Source organism: Streptomyces sp. NPDC006393 (assembly GCF_040628575.1).
GTDB lineage: Bacteria > Actinomycetota > Actinomycetes > Streptomycetales > Streptomycetaceae > Streptomyces.
On record NZ_JBEXZD010000018.1, the window covers coordinates 39,133 to 61,628 of the forward strand.

General features: G+C 71.5%; 16 protein-coding genes. 11 read left to right on the top strand and 5 right to left on the bottom strand.

From position 1 onward, the window contains the following. The first annotated feature begins 1 nt into the window (after position 1). The 5 genes from ABZ484_RS11160 (at position 2) to ABZ484_RS11180 (ending at position 5,738) form a co-directional block, all read left to right on the top strand. On the top strand, positions 2 to 931 hold the full coding sequence (locus ABZ484_RS11160) for an ABC transporter permease (protein WP_358865610.1): 930 nt from the start codon (positions 2 to 4) through the stop codon (positions 929 to 931). Further along, a complete protein-coding gene (locus ABZ484_RS11165; RefSeq protein ID WP_358865611.1) occupies positions 932 to 1,732 on the top strand; it encodes an ABC transporter permease in 801 nt (266 codons plus the stop codon). 30 nt (positions 1,733 to 1,762) lie between these two features. After that, positions 1,763 to 3,190: an FAD-dependent oxidoreductase gene (locus tag ABZ484_RS11170; RefSeq protein WP_358865612.1), complete on the top strand. Its 1,428-nt coding sequence runs from the start codon at positions 1,763 to 1,765 to the stop codon at positions 3,188 to 3,190. A gap of 136 nt (positions 3,191 to 3,326) precedes the next feature. Then, positions 3,327 to 3,776 (top strand): hypothetical protein, encoded by a 450-nt coding sequence (locus tag ABZ484_RS11175; protein WP_358865613.1) that lies wholly within the window; start codon positions 3,327 to 3,329, stop codon positions 3,774 to 3,776. 123 nt (positions 3,777 to 3,899) lie between these two features. Continuing rightward, on the top strand, positions 3,900 to 5,738 hold the full coding sequence (locus tag ABZ484_RS11180; RefSeq protein WP_358865614.1) for a glycoside hydrolase family 18 protein: 1,839 nt from the start codon (positions 3,900 to 3,902) through the stop codon (positions 5,736 to 5,738). On the opposite strand, the gene ABZ484_RS11185 is transcribed toward ABZ484_RS11180, so the two are convergent. After that, complete coding sequence (locus ABZ484_RS11185; protein ID WP_358865651.1) at positions 5,677 to 6,357, bottom strand: phosphatase PAP2 family protein; 681 nt, start codon at positions 6,355 to 6,357, stop codon at positions 5,677 to 5,679. The genes ABZ484_RS11180 and ABZ484_RS11185 overlap by 62 nt on opposite strands. Positions 6,358 to 6,883: 526 nt before the next feature. Continuing rightward, entirely contained in the window at positions 6,884 to 8,218 is a 1,335-nt protein-coding gene (gabT, locus tag ABZ484_RS11190) for a 4-aminobutyrate--2-oxoglutarate transaminase (RefSeq protein WP_358865615.1), read from the bottom strand. A gap of 335 nt (positions 8,219 to 8,553) precedes the next feature. Here gabT and ABZ484_RS11195 point away from each other — a divergent pair, with 335 nt between their 5' ends. The 4 genes from ABZ484_RS11195 to ABZ484_RS11210 all read left to right on the top strand — a co-directional run bounded on the left by ABZ484_RS11195 (position 8,554) and on the right by ABZ484_RS11210 (position 14,964). Continuing rightward, positions 8,554 to 10,995, top strand: coding sequence for an ATP/GTP-binding protein (locus ABZ484_RS11195; RefSeq protein ID WP_358865616.1), 2,442 nt, complete (start codon positions 8,554 to 8,556; stop codon positions 10,993 to 10,995). Between the two features lie 128 nt (positions 10,996 to 11,123). Next, positions 11,124 to 12,788 (top strand): PucR family transcriptional regulator, encoded by a 1,665-nt coding sequence (locus ABZ484_RS11200; protein WP_358865617.1) that lies wholly within the window; start codon positions 11,124 to 11,126, stop codon positions 12,786 to 12,788. 181 nt (positions 12,789 to 12,969) lie between these two features. Beyond that, positions 12,970 to 14,415 (top strand): aldehyde dehydrogenase family protein, encoded by a 1,446-nt coding sequence (locus tag ABZ484_RS11205; RefSeq protein WP_358865618.1) that lies wholly within the window; start codon positions 12,970 to 12,972, stop codon positions 14,413 to 14,415. Between the two features lie 165 nt (positions 14,416 to 14,580). Beyond that, on the top strand, positions 14,581 to 14,964 hold the full coding sequence (locus ABZ484_RS11210) for a hypothetical protein (RefSeq protein WP_358865619.1): 384 nt from the start codon (positions 14,581 to 14,583) through the stop codon (positions 14,962 to 14,964). Between the two features lie 59 nt (positions 14,965 to 15,023). Here the strand turns inward: ABZ484_RS11210 and ABZ484_RS11215 are convergent, their stop codons facing one another. Then, the gene (locus ABZ484_RS11215; RefSeq protein WP_358865620.1) at positions 15,024 to 15,626 is read right to left on the bottom strand and encodes a hypothetical protein; all 603 of its coding nucleotides are present in this window, start codon (positions 15,624 to 15,626) and stop codon (positions 15,024 to 15,026) included. Positions 15,627 to 15,877: 251 nt separating this feature from the next. Continuing rightward, positions 15,878 to 16,324: a MarR family winged helix-turn-helix transcriptional regulator gene (locus ABZ484_RS11220; RefSeq protein ID WP_358865621.1), complete on the bottom strand. Its 447-nt coding sequence runs from the start codon at positions 16,322 to 16,324 to the stop codon at positions 15,878 to 15,880. A 107-nt stretch (positions 16,325 to 16,431) separates the two neighbouring features. Here ABZ484_RS11220 and ABZ484_RS11225 point away from each other — a divergent pair, with 107 nt between their 5' ends. Beyond that, a complete protein-coding gene (locus ABZ484_RS11225; protein ID WP_358865622.1) occupies positions 16,432 to 17,361 on the top strand; it encodes an alpha/beta hydrolase in 930 nt (309 codons plus the stop codon). A 153-nt stretch (positions 17,362 to 17,514) separates the two neighbouring features. On the opposite strand, the gene ABZ484_RS11230 is transcribed toward ABZ484_RS11225, so the two are convergent. Beyond that, a complete protein-coding gene (locus tag ABZ484_RS11230; RefSeq protein ID WP_358865623.1) occupies positions 17,515 to 20,382 on the bottom strand; it encodes a glycoside hydrolase family 3 C-terminal domain-containing protein in 2,868 nt (955 codons plus the stop codon). A gap of 399 nt (positions 20,383 to 20,781) precedes the next feature. Between ABZ484_RS11230 and ABZ484_RS11235 the strand changes: the two genes are divergently transcribed. Beyond that, the gene (locus ABZ484_RS11235) at positions 20,782 to 22,473 is read left to right on the top strand and encodes an extracellular solute-binding protein (RefSeq protein ID WP_358865624.1); all 1,692 of its coding nucleotides are present in this window, start codon (positions 20,782 to 20,784) and stop codon (positions 22,471 to 22,473) included. Positions 22,474 to 22,496: the final 23 nt, after the last annotated feature.

The window sequence follows — 22,496 nt, forward strand, 5'->3', positions numbered from 1 at the left end:
CATGTCGACCCTCACCGAGGCGCCACCGCCTCTCGCCTCCGCCGCGCCGGCGAAGAAGCCCCCGCGCAGGCGCGGCCGGCTCACCCCGTACTGGCTGCTGCTGCCCGGCATCCTCTGGCTGATCGTCTTCTTCGCGCTGCCGATGGTCTACCAGGCCTCCACCTCCGTGCAGACGGGTTCCCTGGAGGAGGGCTACAAGGTCACCTGGCACTTCGCGACCTACTGGGACGCGATCGCCGAGTACTGGCCGCAGTTCCTGCGCTCGGTGCTCTACGCCGCCGCCGCGACCGTGCTCTGCCTGCTGCTCGGCTATCCGCTGGCCTATCTGATCGCCTTCCGCGCGGGCCGCTGGCGGAACCTGATCATGATCCTGGTGATCGCGCCGTTCTTCACCAGCTTCCTGATCCGCACCCTGGCCTGGAAGACGATCCTCGCGGACAACAGCCCGGTCGTGCACACCCTGAACACGCTGCACGTCCTGGACCTGACCAGCGCGCTCGGCTGGACGGCCGGCGACCGGGTGCTGGCCACCCCGCTCGCGGTGGTGTGCGGACTGACGTACAACTTCCTGCCGTTCATGATCCTGCCGCTGTACACCTCGCTGGAGCGGATCGACGGACGGCTGCACGAGGCGGCCGGCGATCTGTACGCCAGGCCCTGGACCACCTTCCGCAAGGTGACCTTCCCGCTGTCCATGCCGGGCGTGGTCTCCGGCACGCTGCTGACCTTCATCCCGGCGGCCGGCGACTACGTCAACGCCGAACTCCTCGGCTCCACCGACACCCGGATGATCGGAAACGTGATCCAGACGCAGTTCCTGCGGATCCTGGACTATCCGACGGCCGCGGCCCTGTCGTTCATCCTCATGGCCGCGATCCTGGCCATGGTCACGTTCTACATCCGCCGCTCCGGGACGGAGGATCTGGTCTAAATGCCCTTCGTCACTTGGCTCAAGCGCCATCTCGTCGTCATCGCGGGACTGCTGACGCTCTCCTATCTGCTGCTGCCGAACGTCGTCGTCACGGTGTTCTCCTTCAACGAGCCGAAGGGGCGCTTCAACTACGAGTGGCAGCAGTTCTCCACGGCCGCCTGGAAGGACCCGTGCGGGGTCGCCGGCCTGTGCGGCTCGCTGTCCCTCAGCCTCCAGATCGCCGTGTGGGCGACGATCGGCGCCACGATCCTCGGCACGATGATCGCCTTCGCGCTGGTCCGCTACCGATTCCGCGCGCGCGGCGCCGTCAACTCGCTGATCTTCCTGCCGATGGCGATGCCCGAGGTCGTCATGGCCGCCTCGCTGCTCACCCTGTTCCTCAACATGGGGGCGCAGCTGGGGTTCTGGACGATCCTGATCGCGCACATCATGTTCTGCCTCAGCTTCGTCGTCACCGCGGTCAAGGCGCGCGTGATGTCGATGGACCCGCGCCTGGAGGAGGCCGCCCGGGACCTGTACGCGGGCCCCGTGCAGACCTTCCTGCGGGTCACCCTGCCGATCGCGGCACCCGGGATCGCCGCGGGCGCGCTGCTGTCCTTCGCGCTCTCGTTCGACGATTTCATCATCACCAACTTCAACGCCGGCTCGACGGTCACCTTCCCCATGTTCGTGTGGGGTTCGGCGCAGCGCGGAACACCCGTTCAGATCAATGTCATCGGCACCGCCATGTTCCTCGTCGCCGTACTGTTCGTGCTGGCCTCCATGCTGATCGGCAATCGCCGCAACAGGCAGAAGGCGTAAGCGAAAAGAACCCTGTGGGGAGTTGAAATCATGGCCCCGAGCGCCATGAGCCGTCACGACGACTGGACGAAATCCCTGTCCGAGGCACAGCCGGTCCCGTACTGGCTGGAGGACCCCGGCAAGCCCCGCCCCGAGCCCGCCCTCACCGGCACCGAGACCTGCGATCTGCTGGTGGTCGGCGGCGGCTACAGCGGACTGTGGACCGCGCTGAACGCCAAGGAGCGCGATCCGCAGCGGGACGTGGTGCTGCTGGAGGGCCGCGAGGTGGGCTGGGCCGCCTCGGGCCGCAACGGCGGGTTCTGCGCCGCCTCCCTCACCCATGGACTGCCCAACGGCCTCACCCGCTGGCCCGACGAGATCCACAAGCTGGAGGAGCTGGGCGCCCGCAATCTCGACGAGATCGAGAAGGCGGTCGCCCGCTACTCCCTCGACTGCGACTTCGAGCGCACCGGTGAGATCGACGTCGCCACCGAGACGTACCAGGCCCGGGAGCTGCGCGCCTGGCACAAGGAGCTGGAGGACAAGGGCCTCGCGGAGGACGTCGAGTTCCTGGACGCCGAAGCGGTCAGGGAACAAGTCGACTCACCGACTTTCGAGGCGGGCCTGTGGGACCGCCGGGGGGTGGCCATGGTCCACCCGGCCAAGCTCGCCTGGGGCCTCAAGCGCGCCTGCCTCCGGCTCGGCGTCCGGATCCACGAGCACACCCCGGCCCTGACCCTGAAGCCGTGCGGCGCCGGCATGGCCGTACGCACCCCCTACGGCCAGGTCCGCGCCCGTCGGGTCGCGCTCGGCACCAACGTCTTCCCCAGCCTGGTCAGACGGGTCCGCTCCTACACCGTCCCGGTGTACGACTACGCCCTGATGACCGAGCCGCTCACCGCCGGCCAGATGGCGTCCATCGGCTGGAAGAACCGCCAGGGCCTCGGCGACTCGGCCAACCAGTTCCACTACTTCCGGCTCTCCGCCGACAACCGGATCCTGTGGGGCGGCTACGACGCGATCTACCCCTACGGCGGCCGGGTGCGGGCCGAGTACGACGACCGCCCGGAGACGTACGCCAAGCTCGCCGGGCACTTCTTCACCTGCTTCCCGCAGTTGGAGGGCGTCCGCTTCACACACGCCTGGGGCGGGGCCATCGACACCTGCTCGCGGTTCTCGGCGTTCTTCGGCACCGCCCACCGGGGCAGGGTGGCGTACGCGGCCGGATACACCGGCCTGGGCGTGGGGGCGACCCGCTTCGGTGCCGAGGTGATGCTGGACCTGCTGGCCGGTGAGCGCACCGAGCGCACCGAACTGGAGATGGTGCGCACCAAGCCGCTGCCCTTCCCGCCGGAGCCGTTCGCCTGGACCGGCATCGCGCTCACCAAGTGGTCGCTGGCGCGGGCGGACGCGCACGGCGGCCGGCGCAATCTGTGGCTGCGCACGATGGACCGGCTGGGCCTGGGCTTCGACAGCTGAGGCGCACGCCGGCTGTGCGCCGGTTCACACCCCTTCACCCCGACGAGAGCCCGAAACCCGCGTAATGCCCGCGGGGAGACCTCCCTCTCTCCCGTGGACGCGACCGGCGTCCACGACGAGACAGGGAGGTCTCCTCATGACGGGCGCGAAGACGGCGGTCGAGTGGCTGGCATCCGTCGCACCGGATCCCCGGGCCTGCCGCCGCGCGTGGCAGCGCGACCCCCGCGGGGTCGCCCTGCTGCCCGCGGGCAGGGCCTGGGACGTACTCGTCCTGCCGGCCGGACTCGGCTATACGACGCTCGACGTGCTCACCCGCGTCCTGGACCAGGTCGGCCCGGTCCTGGCCGGTTTCGGCGACGGGCGGCTCGGCTTCCTGGTCCCGCCGGGCACGGCGGCGCGCTGGCTCGGCACCGGGGTCCTCGCGGCCGGGGCCGGCACCTGGATCGTCGTGCCGTACCCGGGGCGGGGGGCCGGCACCGTGCGCTGGCTGATCCCGCCGGACGGCTCGGGCACCCTCACCGACCCGGCGCTGCTGGAACTGGCGATGCACGAGGCGGCGGCCGTGGCGGCGGAGGAGGACGGCTGACCACGCGGCCCGTACGGCGCCGTAGGTCTTGACAACGCAATTGGTCTGGACCAAATTGGGCGCGCTCCCCCTCCCGTCCCTCTTGCGGTTCCTCTCGCAATTCCCCCTCGCCCGGAGGCACTTGTGGATCGCGACAGACACAGACCAACGTCACGCCGGCTGCTCGCCGTGCTCACGGCAGGCCTGCTGGCCGTGCCCGGCATCACCGCGCTGTCGTCGGCCGCCCGTGCGGCCGACGCGGACCTCGCGCGCAACGGCGGCTTCGAATCCGGACTGGACGGCTGGACCTGCACGGCCGGCTCCGGAAAGACGGTCACCAGCCCCGTCCACAGCGGCACGTCCGCGTTGCAGGCGACCCCGGCCGGCAGCGACAACGCCCAGTGCGCGCAGACGGTGTCCGTCCAGCCGAACTCCCAGTACACGCTGTCGGGCTACCTCCGCGGCTCCTACGTGTACCTGGGCGCGAGCGGCACCGGCACCACCGACGTCTACAACTGGACCCAGTCAGCGGCCGACTGGCAGCAGTTGACCACCACCTTCCGCACCGGCGCGCAGACCACCAAGGTCACCATCTACACGCACGGCTGGTACGGCACCGGCGCCTACTACGCCGACGACATCTCGCTCGTGGGCCCGGGCGGCGGCAGCACCCAGCAGCCGCCCGCCGCGCCGACCGGACTGAAGACGGGCACGGTCACCTCCACCAGCGTGGCCCTGTCCTGGTCACCGGTGGCGGACGCGACGAGCTACGCGGTCTACCGCAACGGAACGAAGGTCCAGACGACCACCGGCGCGTCGGCGACCGTCACGGGCCTGACCCCGTCCACCGCGTACAGCTTCCAGGTCGCCGCGGTGAACGACGCCGGCGAGTCCGCCAAGTCGGCGACGGTGACGGCGACCACGGCCGCGGACCCGGGCGACCCGGGCGACCCCGGAGGCACCTCGGACCTCCCGCCGCACGCCCTGGTCGGCTACCTGCACGCCAGCTTCGCCAACGGCTCCGGCTACACCCGCATGGCCGACGTCCCCGACAGCTGGGACGTGATCGACCTGGCCTTCGGCGAGCCGACCTCGGTCACCTCCGGCGACATCCGCTTCACCCGCTGCCCGGTCACCGACTGCCCGAACGTGGAGAGCGACGCCGACTTCAAGGCGGCCATCAAGGCCAAGCAGGCGGCGGGCAAGAAGGTCCTCATCTCGATCGGCGGCCAGAACGGCCAGGTCCAGCTGACCACGACGGCGGCCAGGGACACCTTCGTCTCGTCGGTCTCGAAGATCATCGACGAGTACGGCCTCGACGGCCTGGACATCGACTTCGAGGGCCACTCGCTCTCCCTGAACACCAACGACACGGACTTCAGGAACCCGACCACGCCGGTGATCGTCAACCTGATCTCCGCCCTGAAGACCCTGAAGGCCAAGTACGGCGACAAGTTCGTGCTGACGATGGCCCCGGAGACCTTCTTCGTGCAGATGGGCTACCAGTACTACGGCACGGGCAAGTGGGGCGGGCAGGACCCGCGCTGCGGCGCCTACCTCCCCGTGATCTACGCCCTCCGCAACGACCTGACCCTGCTCCACGTCCAGGACTACAACTCGGGCCCGATCATGGGCCTGGACAACCAGTACCACTCCATGGGCAGCGCGGACTTCCACATCGCGATGACCGACATGCTCCTGACGGGCTTCCCGGTGGCGGGCGACGCGGGCAACATGTTCCCGCCCCTGCGCCCCGACCAGGTCGCCATCGGCATGCCGGCCTCCACCCAGGCGGGCAACGGCTACGTGGCCCCGGCGGAGGTCACCAAGACCCTGGACTGCCTGACGAAGAAGACCAACTGCGGCTCGTACACCACCCACGGCACCTGGTCGGCCCTGCGCGGCCTGATGACCTGGTCGATCAACTGGGACCGGTTCGGGAGCTGGCAGTTCCAGAACACCTTCGACGGCTACTTCGGCTGAACCCGCCGATCACCAGCCGCAGCACCGAGAGCAGCACGGCGCACAGACACCAACTGGCCACCACGTCCAGTGGCCAGTGGTAGCCGCGCCGCACCAGCCCGTACGAGACACCGAGCACGAGCACGGCACACAACACCACGACCGCCGCACGGGCGAGGGCCGCACGCACCCACGGAAGGAGCACCAGGGCCGCGGCCCCGTAGCCCATCGCGGCGGTCGCGGTGTGCCCGGACGGGTAGTACCCCACACCGGGCGGCATGACATCGGTCCCGTGCCGGGCGGTCCACTCCTTCAGTGGCACGAGAAGCACGGGAAGCAGCGCCATCAGGAGACCCGCGGCCAGCGGCGGCACCCACCAGCGTGCCTGGCCGGCACTCCAACCCCGCCGGGCGACGTGGACGAGCACCACCAGCAGCACCGGCACGGCGACCTGCACATCCCCGAGGTCGGAGAGCACCTCGGAGGCCCGGTCCGGACGCACCAGCGCGTCACTGACCCGCTGGTCCACGCGCAGCAGCGGCCCGTGGGTGACGACCTGCCAGGTGATCAGGGAGAAGAGCACCGCCGGCACCACCACGAGCAGGACCAGGAAGGAGAGCAGGGCGCCACCCCGTCCCACCGCCGGGTGCCCCTGCCCTCCGGCCGGCCGGCCGGGCGCGCTCTCCAGGTCCAGTTCTCGCGAGGTCGACACAGTGACAGCTTCGCAGGTCCCCCTGCGGTGACGCTCGTCGGCCGTGGGCCACAGCGGTCGCGGCCGGGCCCGGACATGCCGAAGGGCCGGCGCAAGGGGGGGATTCGCGTCGGCCCTTCGAGTGGAACGGCCGTCCTGTATGTCCGCGACCGTCCTGATCGGAACGTCGCGCGCCCCGGGGGGTTTGGGGCGGGCGACCGTCCGATCGGTGAGGAGACCCGGAGCCCTGAGGCCCCGGTTGTGTGCGCGAGGCACGAAACCAGGTCGAAGCTGGGGAGGCGACGGCCTGATGTCGCCCGCGGTCGCCCGCGGGCGGGTGTATCTCTCATCTGGAAGTAGACGCTACGGCAGGTGGGGGGCGGAGGACAGCGTCATCGGCGTCCTGCCATCCACCTCGCACACGTTCTTCACACGGTCTGCCGTCCGTGCCACCCCACCTGTGCGGATCCTCCGCTCAGATGCGCGCGAACGCCTGCTCGATGATGTCCAGGCCCTCGTTCAGCAGGTCCTCGCCGATCACCAGCGGCGGCAGGAAGCGGAGGACGTTGCCGTAGGTGCCACAGGTCAGGACCAGCAGGCCCTCGGCGTGGCAGGCCTTGGCGAGGGCCGCCGTGGCCTCCGGGTTCGGCTCCTTCGTCGTACGGTCCTTGACCAGCTCGATGGCGATCATCGCGCCGCGGCCACGGACGTCGCCGATGATGTCGAACTTCTCCTGCATCGCGGACAGGCGGCCCTTCATGACCTCCTCGATCCGCCGCGCCTTCGCGTTGAGGTCGAGCTCCTTCATCGTCTCGATCGCGCCGAGCGCGCCCGCGCAGGCCACCGGGTTGCCGCCGTAGGTGCCGCCCAGGCCGCCCGCGTGCGCGGCGTCCATGATCTCGGCGCGGCCGGTGACGGCGGCCAGCGGAAGGCCGCCGGCGATGCCCTTCGCCGTCGTGATCAGGTCGGGGACGATGCCCTCGTCCTCGCAGGCGAACCACTGGCCGGTGCGGCAGAAGCCGGACTGGATCTCGTCGGCCACGAAGACGATGCCGTTGTCGGCGGCGAACTGCCGGATCGCCGGGAGGAAGCCCTTGGCCGGCTCGATGAAACCGCCCTCGCCCAGCACCGGCTCGATGATGACCGCGGCCACGTTGTCCGGGCCGACCTGCTTGGTGATCTGGTCGATGGCCTGGGCGGCGGCCTCGGCACCCGCGTTCTCCGGGCCGGTCGGCCAGCGGTAGGCGTAGGCGACCGGGACGCGGTACACCTCGGGGGCGAACGGGCCGAAGCCGTGCTTGTACGGCATGTTCTTCGCGGTCAGCGCCATGGTGAGGTTCGTGCGGCCGTGGTAGCCGTGGTCGAAGACCACGACCGCCTGGCGCCTGGTGTACGCGCGGGCGATCTTGACCGCGTTCTCCACGGCCTCGGCGCCGCTGTTGAACAGCGCGGACTTCTTCGCGTGGTCACCCGGCGTGAGCTCGGCCAGCGCCTCGGCGACGGCCACGTAGCCCTCGTACGGCGTGACCATGAAACAGGTGTGGGTGAAGTCGGCGAGCTGCGCGGAGGCACGGCGTACGACGGCCTCGGCGGAGGCGCCGACCGAGGTCACCGCGATGCCGGAGCCGAAGTCGATGAGGCGGTTGCCGTCGACGTCCTCGATGATGCCGCCGCCGGCGCGGGTGACGAAGACCGGGAGCGTGGAGCCCACGCCCTGCGCGACCGCGGCGGTACGGCGGGCCTGCAGCTCCTGCGACTTCGGGCCGGGAATGGCGGTGACGACGCGGCGCTCCTGCTCAAGTGCGGTCATGAGGGCTCCCTGGTGAGATCTTGCGTGTCCGGCGTACGGCTGCGTACGGCGGTGGCGTACGGGGGCGTTTTTCGGACGCTTTTCCTTCTTTTCTCGCAGGCTAGGGCGGCAGGGGGAGGGTGGGCATGCTCCATGTGGGCGTTGTCGGCGGTCGTGGTTGTCCGCCGTGGATATAGAAGGGGAGAGACAAGGGGAGAGAGAAGGGACGCCGGTGTCCGCGCCGGGTGCGTACGGATCGACGCGCGCCGTGCCGCGCAATCGGTGAACTCCCCTTGCCCTGGCGTTAGATTGACTCGCTGATGGTGGACGGACCGGCTGGTCAGGGGGCAAGGCAGATGGACGACGGCGGGACGCAGGACGCCCGGGGCACGCATCCGAGGCATGCGCACCCCGTGCCGCGCCCGGCGGTGCCGCGGGACGCACCGCCCGCGATGCCGCCCCGGCCGGCCCGGCCTCCGGGCGAGCCGGGCGAGCCGGGCGCGCCGGGAGCGCAGCCGGGCACGGCGCAGAGGGCACCGGTACGGGCCGCCGTCGCCGACTGGCTCGACACGCCCCGGCCGGAGGCCGCGCCCGGCATCTGGCGCTTCGGCCACCGCCCTCCCAAGGGCGGCGGGGCCCGGGACCGGCTGCCCTCCATCACCGTCGCCGGACTGCTCATCCCCCTGGTCGTCGCCCTGCTCGTGTGGTCCCTGTGGCGCCAGGGCGCCCTGCCCTACCAGTGGGCGCCGCTGAAGCTGTTCACGCCGGGCGACTGGTGGTGGGGCGGCACCGTCTCCCCCAAGGGAATGCAGGGCAGCGAGGCCCGGGTCGTCTACGACGGCGTGTTCTTCGCCGTGCTCGTCTACGCCGTCGGGCACCTGGGCAGCTGGCCCGAGGTCGTACGGCACTTCGTGGGCCGCCGCCCGCAGCCCGCCCGCGCCCTGTACGCCGCCCTCGGCGCCCTCGGCGCGCTCAGCCTCGTCTTCCCCGGCGCCTTCCCGGGCGTCGGCTGGGACCCGCTGCCCGTCGTCGACCCGGTGTTCTCCCTCATCGTCCTGATCTCGGGCGGCTACGACCTGTTCGCCTCCCAGCTGTTCACCGACACGCTGTACGCGCTCATCACCGCACTGGTCGTGTGGCCGTTCGCCCGGCTCGGCGGCTGGTGGCCGTACGCCCGGCAGCTCGCCGCGCGCCGCCGGGCGAACGCCGACCCCGCCGCCCCGCCGGCCGTCGAGCTGCCCCGCTCGCAGTGGCCCGAGCTGCGGGAGGCCGGTCAGTACCAGGCGGCCGACCTGCTCACCGCCGAGGTGGCCGGCGGCCGGATGAACGACGTGGACTGCGTCCGCGTCGAGCGGGCCTGGACCGAGGCCCGGCGTGAGGCACGGCTCGCCGCGTTCACCGACACCGTGCTGCGCCAGGGCGCCGCCGCCTGGACCCATCCGTCCGGCGCCCGCGACCTGCCCGGCCGCGCCGCCCGGCACGATCTGCTCCAGGGGCAGGTGCGCATCGGGTGCTGGGTGCCGGGCGAGCGGGCCCCGCGCGCCTACCACGGCGCCGGGGCGGCCGTCGGCCCGGAGACCCTCGGCACCTCGCTGCTGGTGGTCGGACCGCCCGGCTCCGGCAAGACCCGGCACGTCGTCGAACCGGTCACCGAGGCGCTCGCGCTCCAGGCGCTCACCGGCCGGTGCGCGGTCGTCGCCGTCTGCGCCGCCGGTGCGCCGCTCGGCGCGGACGCGTCGTACGACGTGGTGGTGCGGATCGGGGACTCCGCCTCCGTGCACGACCTCGATCCCTACGCCGGGTCGGACGACCCCGACGAGGCCGCCGCGCTGCTCGCCGAGGCGCTGACCGGCGACCTCGACACGGTGGGCGGCCAGAGCGCCGCCACCGCGCTCGCCCAGCTGCTCGGCCCCTACCGGGCGGTGCACGGCCACTTCCCGTCGCTGCCCGTGCTGCGCGAACTCCTGGAGGGCGATCCCGGCGCGCTGGCGTCCCTGCGGGCGGGTCTCGCCGCCGACGAGCACGCCGTGATGCGCCGCGAACTCGACGCCCGGATGCGCCAGGCCGGCGGCGCCGCCGACGCCGGGCCGGCCCTCGCCGACCGGCTCGCGCTCCTGGACCGGCCGGTCTTCGCCGAGTTCTTCGGCGCCGGTCCCGGCGGCCGGCCGTTCTCGCTGCGAGCCGTCGCCCACCACCCGCTGCGGGTCCGCATCGACCTGCCCGAACGCGGGCACGAGGAGGCGTCCCGGGTGATCGCCCGGCTCGTCCTCGCCCAGTTCCACACCGTCGTACGCGACACCCGGCGCCCCCACTTCGCCTGCCTCGTCCTGGACGACGCCACCGGCACCGTCACCGCCGAGTCGGTGCGCCGCATCCAGCGGCTGCGCGCGCAGAACGCCGGGGTCGTCCTCGCCCTGCGCACCGTCGCGGACGTCCCCGAGGCGCTGCACGGGCCGCTGCTCGGCGCCGTCGGCTGCCGTATGGCGCTGTCCGGGGTCACCACCTGGGACGGCAGCCGGTTCGCGCACGCCTGGGGCACCGAGTGGGTGGAGACGACCGAGGTCGCCAAGCACACCGTCTTCGCCGACCAGCCGATGACCCGGGCCCTGCACGCCCTGCGCAAGCTGGTCACCGGGAAGGCCGTGACCACCGACGCCGTGACCACCAGGCAGGTCGAGCGGGAGCGCTGGTCCGCCTCCCAGCTGGCCCACGAGGTCCCGCCGGGGCACGCGGTGCTGTCGCTGACCAGCGTGGCGGGCGAGCACGCGCCGCCGCTGCTGGTGGACCTGCGCGGTTGAACCCGTCCCGCGACCGGAGGCCAGGGCTCGCGGTCACCGTACAGTGAGGCAGAATCGACACAGGCCGTTCATACGCGGCGGCCAAAAGATCACAAGGATCACCTCACCTCCGCAGACCTGAAGGCCCCATGCCCCCCACGCTCGCCTCGCTCGTCCACCACTCCGCGCTCAAGCTGACCGTGCGCGCGGGCGAGGACCGCCTGGACGTCCCCGTCCGCTGGGCGCACGTCAGCGAGCTCGCCGACCCCGTGCCGTACATGGAGGGCGGGGAACTGCTGCTGATCACCGCGCTCAAGCTGGACGCGGAGGACCCCGAGGCCATGCGCCGCTATGTGAAGCGGCTGGCCGGCGCAGGGGTGGTCGGGCTCGGCTTCGCCGTCGGCGTCAACTACGACGAGACCCCCAAGGCGCTGGTCGACGCGGCCGAGGAGGAGGGGCTGCCGCTGCTGGAGGTGCCCCGGCGCACCCCGTTCCTCGCGATCAGCAAGGCCGTCTCGGCCGCCATCGCCGCCGAGCAGTACCAGGCGGTCACGGCGGGCTTCGCCGCCCAGCGGGAACTGACCAAACAGGCGCTGAACGCCGGCCCCGAGGGGCTGCTGGCCGCGCTCGCGGCCCAGGTCGACGGCTGGGCGGCGCTCTACGACGCCTCGGGCGCCGTCGTCGCCACCGCGCCCGAGTGGGCGGGCCGCAGGGCCGCCCGGCTCACGGCGGACGTCGAACGGCTGCGGGACCGGCCCGCGCCCGCGAGCGCGGTCGTCGGCGGACCGGAGACCGAGGACCGGGTCGAGCTGCACTCCATCGGCACCTCGCGCCGCCCGCGCGCCGCGCTCGCCGTCGGCACCGCCGCACCCCTCGGCACCGCCGAACGCTACGCCGTGCACTCCGCGATCGCCCTGCTGACCCTCACCACCGAACGCTCCCGCTCGCTGCACGCCGCCGGGCAGCGGATCGGCGCGGCCGTGCTGCGCATGCTGCTCGCCGGTCAGCCCGACCACGCCCGTGCCGTCGCCGGCGACCTGTACGGCGGCCTGCTGGACGCGCCCTTCCGGATGATCGTCGCCGAGTCGGCCTCGGCGTCCGCCGCGCGGGCGCACGCCGACGGGCACGCGCGCGTACAGCCGGCGAAGCCCCCCGCCACGGCCGCGACCGCCGCTGCCGGCGGCGGCGGTGACCCGCTCACGGCCCTCGCCGAGACCGTGGAGGCGGCCGCGGCACGCTCCGGGGAGGCGATCCTCGTCGTGCCCGAGGGTGAGCGGCTGGTGGTGCTGGCCGGGGACGGCAGCGCGGCCGTCGCCGCGTGCGGCGAGTACGCCGCCGCCCTGGAGGCCGCACGGGCGGCGGTGCCGGAGCCGACGGCCGGTGACCAGGACGAGCTGGTCGTGGGGCTGTCCGCGCCGGCCGGGCCGATCGCGGCGGCCGCCGCCTACAAGCAGGCCGAGCAGGCGCTGTCGGTGGCGCGGCGGCGCGGCCGGGTGCTCGTCGAGCACGAGCAGCTGGCCTCCGGCTCCGTCCTGCCGCTGCTCGCCGACGACGCCGTACGGGCGTTCGCGGACGGGCTGCTGCGCGCGCTGTACGAGCACGACGCGACCGGGCGCGGCGACCTGGTGGCCTCGCTGCGGGCCTGGCTGTCGCGCCACGGCCAGTGGGACGCCGCCGCCGCCGACCTCGGCGTGCACCGGCACACCCTGCGCTACCGGATGCGGCGGGTGGAGGAGATCCTCGGGCGCTCGCTGGACGATCCGGACGTGCGGATGGAGCTGTGGCTGGCGCTGAAGGCGACCTCGACGGAGTAGTAGGGAGCAGTCTCGACGGAGTAGCAGGGAGCAGTACGGAGTGGTTCGGAGCGGTCCTGTGCCAAACCGGCGCGCCCGCGCCGCGTACTGCTCCACCTCGGACAAGCGTCCGGCCGCCGCCCCCGCCCTACCGTTGACGGCGCAAGCACACACTCCGACGCGGAAGGGCCGGGACTCCTCTATGACTTCCACCCACGCCTTCTGGCTCGCCGGCCGCCAGGCCACCGGCGAGGACACCTACGACGTCACCTCCCCGTGGGACGGCCGGCTGGTCGGCAAGGTCAGCGTGCCGACCGACGCCCAGGTCGAGGAGGCCGTGGCCGCCGCGCACGCCGTGCTGGACGAGTTCGCCGCCACCCCGGCCCATGTACGCGCCGCCGCCCTGGACCACGTCAGCAAGCGGCTCGCCGAGCGCACCGAGGAGATCGCGCGGCTGATCTCCGCCGAGAACGGCAAGCCGATCAAGTGGGCGCGCGGTGAGGTCGGGCGCGCGGTGTCCGTGTTCCGCCTCGCGGCGGAGGAGGCCCGCCGGTTCAACGGCGGCGAGGCCCAGCGCCTGGACACCGACGCGGGCGGCCAGGGCCGCCTCGCCGTCACCCGCCGCTTCCCGAAGGGTGTCGTCCTCGGCATCGCGCCGTTCAACTTCCCGCTGAACCTGTGCGCGCACAAGGTGGCCCCGGCCATCGCCGCCGGCGCTCCGATCATCCTCAAGCCGGCCCCGGCCACCCCGCTGTCCGGCCTGATCCTCGGCGAGCTGCTGGCCGAGACCGACCTGCCGGCCGGCTCCTGGTCGGTGCTGACCGTCACCAACGACAAGATGCCCGCCCTGGTGCAGGACGAGCGGCTGCCCGTCATCTCCTTCACCGGCTCCGACAAGGTCGGCTACGCCATCGAGGCGTCGGTGCCGCACAAGCACTGCACCCTGGAGCTGGGCGGCAACGCCGCCGCCGTCGTCCTCGCCGACTACTCCTCGGACGCGGACCTCGACTGGGCCGCGAGCCGCATCGCGACCTTCTCGAACTACCAGGCCGGCCAGTCCTGCATCTCCGTGCAGCGTGTGATCGCCGACGCCGCCGTGTACGACCGCCTGCTGCCGCGCATCGTCGCCGCGGTCGAGGCGCAGGGCACCGGCGACCCGTCCGACGACGCCACCGACGTCGGCCCGCTGGTCAGCGAGGACGCCGCCCGGCGCGTCGAGTCCTGGGTCGACGAGGCCGTGGACGCGGGCGCGAAGCTGCTCACCGGCGGCAAGCGCGACGGCGCCTCCTACGCGCCGACCGTCCTCGCCGGCGTCCCGGCCGGCGTCACCCTCGCCACGGAGGAGGTCTTCGGCCCGGTCCTCACCGTGCAGAAGGTCGACGGCGAGGCCGAGGCGTTCGCCGCGGTCAACGACTCCAAGTTCGGCCTCCAGGCGGGCGTGTTCACCCACGACCTGCAGACGGCGTTCCGCGCCCACCGCGCCCTGGAGGTCGGCGGCGTCGTCATCGGCGACGCCCCGTCCTACCGCGCCGACCAGATGCCGTACGGCGGTGTCAAGCAGTCCGGCGTGGGCCGCGAGGGTGTGCGCTCCGCCATGGACGACTACACCTACGAGCGTGTCCTGGTCCTGACCGGCCTGGCCCTGTAGGGCCCGGCGACGGGTCACCGACGACGGCCGCAGCCCGCTGTGCGGGGGCTGCGGCCGTTTTCGCATCCGCTCGTCCTCGCCCGCGGGCATGGCCGGCTCAAGGCCGATATCCAAGGGCTCGGCAAACTGGCCAAGGATGGTCCACGAGCAAGCAAGGGGGACACGGTGGGACTGATGCTTTTCCCAGGCGACGACGACGTGGCGAGCCCGGACATCTCCTGGTCCTACACGGGCTTCAACATGTTCAGGGCATGGTTGGCCCAGGCCGAGGGGTTCACGCTCGCCGAGATGGACGGCTTCGGCGGGGACCGCCGGTGGTGCAGCGTCTCCACCACGCTGGTGCCACTGCTCAACCATCCGGACGACGATGGCCCCGACCTCGCACCCGCTCAATGCGCGGCCATGTCGCCCCGGCTGGAAGCGATTCTCGACCAGCGTCAGCCTGACGACAGTGACCCCGTCGTCCGACGGCACATCGAAGACGTCAGTCAGTTGATCACCCTCCTGCGGTTCTGCGTGGACAAAGACGTTGAGCTCATCTTCGGCTGACCACGGGAGTGCGGAGCGACTCGTCGTGGAGGGGATGGACCACGGTTACGGGACAGTCTTCACATGCCCTCACCTGAATCGTCTTCAGGCGCAATACCCTGACCGATCTGAGGTGTCTCGCTCAGGCCGAATGCTTTACGGATTGCGGCACCGACGCCGTCTGCCAACGCCGAACCTGCCGACTGTGCAACCGGATCGACGAAGCGAACCAGTACGACCATGCCCACGTACGAGAGCAGGGCTGTCGGGATGTCGCCACTGTTGCCCCAGGCAGCAAACACCCCAGCGGCATGAGCCATGACGGTTCTGAGAGGGATCCATCCACTTGGAGGTGAACCAAAGACGGGAACAACTGCTTCAGGCCCCATCAGGAAATCAGAGAGACGCTGGACTTCCGTCTCCAGGTACAGGCGCGGATCAGGCTCAAGAAACTTCATGGCCATTCCGCGAGCCATTCCACTCGGTGGGATGTCCTCCCGTGGCCGGTCGGGGAGTTGCCCGTCCCACAGCAGATCGCTGAGCATGGGCTGATGTGGATTGAGGATTGCCCGAGCGGTGTCGAGTTTGAGTGGCTCATTGATCGCGGAAATCACGAGTACGTGACCGTTGAAGGCCCCGCCGAAGAGTTGCGTCTTATAGTCGACAGTGCGAACGACCTGCACTTCTTGCCCCCTCGCTGTGCGTCTGCACGAACCTAGCGGATGGCCGGGATGTGGTGGAGTGGAGGCGGTTGGTCGGGAGAACCCCGGAGACCCCACCACCCCAGGACCGGGCGACGAGCCGGCCACGGGCGGAGCCGCCTCCGCGACTGGGCCCGGCCTCGCGCCACCCGCTCACTTCGAGATCTCCGATCCGCGGGACAAGCAGCGTCACTCAGCTCTGGGGCCGGATGCCATGCGCGGGTCATGTCCCCTCATCCCGGCCGGCCGTGGCTGCCCGCCTCGAGGGTTGCGCGAAGAGCGGCCAGGGTTGAGGCGATGCGGGCCAGGTCGTCGGGGGGAACCGCCGCGGTCAGCGAGCGGAGTTCACTTTCGACGAGGGGGCGGGAAGCGGCCAACTGCTTCTTGCCCTCAGGCGTGAGGCGGAGGACGGACGAGCGGCGGTCCTGGGGGTGTGCGGCCCGTTGGCACCAGCCCGCGGCCACCAGTCGGTCGACCGCCTTGCTGACGGCACCCACGGTGATCGCCAGTTCGCTGACGATGTCGAGCACGCGACACTCCGGCACGCGGTCGATGATCTCCAAAAGCTCGAACTGTCCCAGCCCCAGCCCTTGTTCGGCGCGCAACCGGGTGTTCACCGCGTTGTAGAGCCGGGTCTCGACGCGGACCAGATCGGTGAAGGCCGGGGTGATGTAGCTCACATTATCTCCAGTAGATTCCTAGGAATCATCTTCCTTGGAATCTAGTTGGGTCAGGCAGATGGATTCCAAGGAATCCATCCTCGCACCCCGACCCATGGAGGCCCCGCATGTCCCGACAGCAGCGCGACGCCCTGGACGCCGTACTCCGATCCGCCCCTCGCAGCAAGACGCGGCCCACTCCCGAGGAGCAGCGCAGCGGTTTCGCCGCGGCTGTCACCCGCCCCGCGCCGGAGGGAGTGGTCACCCGCAGGACCGTCCTGGGCGGACGGCCGGCACTGGAGCTGGAGCCGGCCGAAGCCTCCGGCCGCGGCCGACTGCTCTACCTGCACGGCGGCGGCTACGTCATCGGCTCACCGGACACCCACGCGGGGCTGGTCGGTGAACTGGCCCGCCGCGCCGGGCTGCGCGCGACGTCGGTGGATTACCGGCCGGCGCCCGAGCACCCTTTCCCCGCGGCGGTCGACGACGGGCTCGCGGCCTACCGCGAGCTGCTGGCGTCGGGCACCGACCCACGGGACCTCGTCATGGCCGGTGACTCCGCCGGTGGCGGCTTGAGTATCGCCACGCTGCTCGCCGCCCGGGAGGCCGGGCTGCCGCAACCAGCCGCCGTGGTCGTCTTCTCCCCCTGGGTTGACCTCACCCTCGCCGGCGGAAGCATCCGTTCCAAGGAGAGCGCCGACCCCATTTTCACAGAGGCCGACCTGCGCGCCTACGCCGATCTCTACGTCGGCGCGGGCGACAGGGCGCATCCCCTGGCCAGTCCGGTGTTCGCCGACCTCACCGGACTGCCCCCACTCCTCGTGCAGGTCGGGGCGAACGAGGTGCTCCTCGACGATGCGGTCCGGCTGGCCGGCCGCGCGGGCGCCGACGGCGTCGAGGTCACGCTCGAAGTCGGCCCCGGCCTTCCCCACGTCTTCCAGCACCACTACGGCCGCCTCGACGAGGCGGACGCCGCACTCGACCGCGCCGCCCGCTTCCTCACCGCCCACCTGAGTGCAGGGCGCCCGGACGCCGGCCATCTCGAACCGGTCCACTGACACCGGCCCCGACGGCCTTCGCGTGATGTCGGCGACGGCCGCGGGAGCACCATCGCCGACATCACGGGTTCAGTCCTTTCGCTGATCAAGTGGGTGGTGGGCCCGGCAGCCCTGGAGAGCGCCGGGCCCACCTCGCCGGCTCCTTCCGGACCCTCAACCGGAGAAGCCGACGCGCGCGAGCCGCAGCGGGCCGCGCAGCTTCAGACGGACGTCGTGCACGCCGTCGGCGGTGAACCCGGCGCGGACGGTGGTGTACTCGTACGGGTCCGACGTGGGCGTGGCCGGGGCCGGGGTGAGGACGGCGAGGGCCGGGCCGCCGTCCAGGGAGATCTCGGCGACGCCCGCACCGGACAGCTCGGCGGTCACCTCACGGACGCCCTCCCCGAAGTCGCAGCTCCGGTAGACCAGTTCGCCCGTCCGGCCGGTCGCCGCCGTCACCGCGTCGCCCGCCGTCCTCGTCCGGTCGACGATGTCGATGCCGGACTGCTCGTCGAAGCCGGCGGCCTCCAGGCCGCGTTCGCGCACCGGGCGAGGCGCGGCGGGTTCGCCGTCGAGAATGAGCGTGGTGCGCAGGCGGATGTCCTCGCTGGAGGCGCCGACGAGCAGTTCGCAGGGGCCCGGCTCCACGCGCCGGCGGCCCTGGGCGACGTCCCAGAACGCGAAGGCGGACAGCGGGACGTCGAAGACCGCCTCCAGTGAGCCGCCCGGGGCGAGCGTCACGCGGCGGTGGGCGGCCAGTTCGCGGCGCGGGCGGGGGACCGAGGGGTTCACCGTCCGCAGGTAGAGCTGGACGACCTCGTCGGCGGTGACGTCCCCGGTGTTGGTGACGGTGCAGGAGACGCGGACCGTCCCGCCGTCGGCGCGGGCGGTCAGGCCGTCGTAGGCGAACGACGCGTACGACAGTCCGTGCCCGAACGGGAACAGCGGGGTGCCCTCGAAGTAGAGGTAGGTCTGGCGGCTGCCGATGATGTCGTAGTCGAGCAGGCCGGGCAGGTCGGAGTCGTCCGCGTACCAGGTCTGCGGGAGCCGGCCGGCGGGGGAGACGTCGCCGGCGAGCACCCGGGCCAGCGCGGTGCCGGCCGCCTGCCCGCCGTGAGCGGTCCACAGCATCGCGCGCAGCGGCGCGGGGTCGACGGCGTACGGGTACGCCGAGACCAGCACCAGCGCCGTGTTCGGGTTGGCGGCGCGGGCGGCGCTCAGCAGCCGTTCCTGGTGGCCGGGCAGGCGCAGGGTCGTACGGTCCTCGGTCTCGCGGCCGCCGATGTGCGGATCGTTGCCCGCGACCACCAGCACCACGTCGGCCCCGGCGGCGGCCCGGGCCACCGCCTCCTCGCCGCGCTCGGCCACGACCAGCTCGAAGACCTCCGGGCCCGGTCCGTCCTCCCCGGCAACCTTCACGCCGTCGGCGGCGACACACACATGGCGACCGGTGCCGATGTGCCGCAGGAGGTGACGGTTCTCGTGGGGTTGCCCGTGGGGTTCGAGGCGGAACGTCTCCTGCACCACCCAGCCGCCGGGCTGGTCGGCGGAGGCGCGGACGTAGCCGTCGTCGGCCACCGAGAGGTAGCGGCCGTCCGGTGCGCGCAGCGTCAGCACGCCGTCACCCCAGTCGATCAGGGCGAGTTCGGTGCCGGTGGGGCCGGTGGTGAGCGGGGGCAGGTCGGTGCGGCCCGCCAGCAGGGCCGGGTCGAGGGCGCCCTCCGCGCCGCGCACCCGCTCGTCCGCCTCCTCGGCGGGCGGCACATGCAGCCAGGCGCCGCTGCCGGTGCGCAGCCGCACCCGGTCCACGCCCTCGGCGAAGTCGACGCGTTCGGCGCCGAACCGCTCGTAGAGGCCCTCCAGCGGGGTGGAGCGGTGCAGCAGCGAGCCGCTGTACCAGTCGAGTTTGCACTCGTCGGCGAGCAGCCCGACCACGGCGATCCGGGTGCCGGGGGCGAGGGGCAGCAGACCGTCGTTCTTCAGGAGCACCACCGCCTGCTCGGCGGCCTCCCGGGCGAGGGCGCGGTGCTCCGGGGTGTCGAACCCGCCGGTCGCGGCGGCGTACGGATCCTGCTCCGGGTCGAACTCGCCGAGCCGGAAGCGCACCGAGAGCTGGCGGCGCACGGCCGTGTCGATGTCCGCCTCCGTCAACAGGCCCTGGTCGAGGGCGGCTCGGAGGCGTGCCACGGTCTTCGCCGGGTCGGTGCCGTGGTCGGTGAAGCTGTCCACACCGGCGAGCAGTGCGGCGGCCGTGGCCTCCTCGTGGGTGGCGAAGTAGTGCTCGGAGTCGACCAGGTTGGAGGGCGCGCCGGCGTCCGAGCAGACCAGCAGGTCCTGGTCGGTCCAGGTGCGCAGGTGCTCGCGCAGGTGGGGCGAGACGTGGTTGGGGCGGCCGTTGACCAGGTTGTAGGCGGGCATCACCCCGGCCACCGCACCCGCCCGTACGGCGTCGCGGAAGGCCCTCAGGTCGTACTCGTGCAGCACGCGCGGGCGCACGGAGGACGACGTGGTGTCCCGGCGGGTCTCGTTGTTGTGCGCCAGCCAGTGCTTGAGGACGGGCGCGGTGCGCCAGTACACCGGGTGGTCGCCGCGCAGACCCCGGGTGTAGGCGGTGGCGATCGCCGACGTGAGCTTCGGGTCCTCCGAGTAGCCCTCCTCGTTGCGGCCCCACAGGGGGTGGCGCAGCAGATTGACCGTCGGCGCCCAGACGTTGAGGCCGACGCGCTCGTCGCGGGCGCGCATGGCCCGGGCCTCCTTGGAGACCGCCTCGCCGATCCGGTGCACCAGCTCGTCGTTCCAGGTCGCACCGAGCCCGACGGCCTGCGGGAACACCGTCGCCGGGCCCATCCAGGCCACCCCGTGGAGCGCTTCCTGGCCGGTGCGGAAGGCGGCGATGCCGAGCCGCTCGACGGCGGGCGCGAACTGGTGCAGGAAGGAGACCTTCTCGTCGAGGGTCAGCCGTGCCAACAGATCGTCGATGCGCTTCGCGAACGGCAGTCGCGGATCGCGGAAGGGTGGCGTGTGAGGCGTGCGTACGGTCACGTCGGTGGTCCCCTTGGGCTGGAGCGGCGAGCCTCTTTCGAAGCGCTTCGATGCTCAGTCGACTGCGGGTCGGGTGTCAAGACGCCCCGAGGCAAGAAGTCCGCCAACCCGCCGCTGCTACACGGTGCCTGCGAGCACGCGACGCCCCCGGCGGCATCGAGGAATCTTCGATCCGGCTCTTGTGCACCCCTGGGGCTTCACTTAACCTCGCAGCAACATCGAAGCGCTTCGACGCAATGAGCTGCCCGTCGAGACGACGGGACACCCTCCGAGGACCGCTTCGGCTCAGCCAGCTCCACTCGAGACAGCCAGCTCCACTCGAGACATCGAGACATCGGGACACCGCAGCCGACGGCGCCACCGCCAGGGTGCCCCGGTGCGCCACGAAGGGTTGACGCAATGACGAACGCCGCCCCCGCCCCCGCCGGCCCCAGCCGGAGAAGCTTCCTCGCCTCCACGGCGGTCGCCACCGCAGCGGTGGCCGGAGGGATGCCGCTGCTCGCCGCCTGCGGCGGCTCGGACAGCGGCTCGGGCGGGGGAACGTCGTCGGGCAAGGACGCGAAGAAGATCCTGCCGGCCTATGTGGCCAGCGACGTGGTGACGCCGGACATCCCGGCCAAGAACGGCTCCTCGGTGGGCTTCACCAGCAAGCTGGACGTCGCCACCCTGAAGACCTCGGTGCCGAAGAAGCTCGGCAAGGGCGGCAAGGTCACCATCATGTCGCCGTTCTGGGGGTCGCCGCCGAAGCAGAACAACCCCTACTACACGGCGATGAACCAGCTCATCGGTGTCGACGTCGTATGGCAGAACCAGGACGGCAACACGTACGACCAGAAGCTGGGCGCTGTCCTCGCCTCCAGCGACGTCCCCGACGTGGTGGTCATCCCCGGCTGGAACATGGGCGGCAAGATACCCAGCGCCATCATCAGCAAGTTCGCCGATCTCGGCCCCTACCTGTCCGGGGACAAGGTCAAGGAGTACCCGAACCTCGCGGCGATCCCGACGGATGCCTGGCGGCGCTCGATCTTCGGTGGGCGGCTGCGCGGCCTGCCCCAGCCGGCCCCGTCCGTCACGGGCATCGTGCCCCTGTACCGCAAGGACGTCTTCGACAAAGAGGGCTACGAGATCCCCACGTCGGCCGACGAGTTCATGGCGCTGTGCAAGGAGATCACCGACGCCAAGGCCAAGCGATGGGCCTGCGGCGACATGAAGTGGACCGCGTTCAACATCTTCGGTGTGCTCTCCGGCTCGGAGAAGCCGCTCGGCTGGAACCTCTTCGACGGCAAGCTGAAGTACCGCATCGAGACCGAGGAGTACCTCGAAGCGCTGGAGTGGACGCGCAAGCTGTTCGCCGCCGGATACGTGCACCCCGACTTCAAGCTCGGCAAGAGCCAGGCCACCGACCCCAGCCCCAAGTTCGCCGCCGGCGAGTTCCTGATCTGGAACAACAACATCGTCCAGTGGTACGGGCAGCAGGCCGCCCAGGCCACCCAGAACCCGGACTTCAGGATCTGGGGCATGGACCTCTTCGGCCACGACGGCGGGAACCCGGCCCTGTGGGCCGAGCAGCCGGCCGGCATCTTCGCCTTCGTCAGCAAGAAGGCCTCCGAGTCCGTCATCCGGGACGTCCTGGCCGTCGCCGACGTCACCGCGGCGCCGTACGGCACCAAGGAGTGGATGCTGACCAACTACGGGGTCGAGGGCACCCACTACACGATCAAGAACGGTGTGCCCGTCAAGAACGACAAGGGCAACAACGAGGTCCTCAACGCCTACGTCATGGTCGCCAGCCCCGCGGCGACGACCGCGCACCCCGACTTCCCGGACATCACCAAGGCCAGTGTCGAGTGGCAGCAGCGGATGGGCGCCTTCACCAGGAAGTCGTCCTTCTGGGGCCAGCAGATCACCGAGCCCTCCCGCTACACCAATCTCTCCAACGACATCGAGCAGCTCGAGGACGACATCGCTCGCGGCCACAAGAAGATCAGCGACATGCAGCAGTTCGTCTCCGACTGGAGGAGCAAGGGCGGCGACAAGCTGCGCGACTGGTACAAGAAGCTGCTCGACGAGAACGGCTCGGCGGCGAGCTGACCCGGCACCGAGGCAAGGAGAAC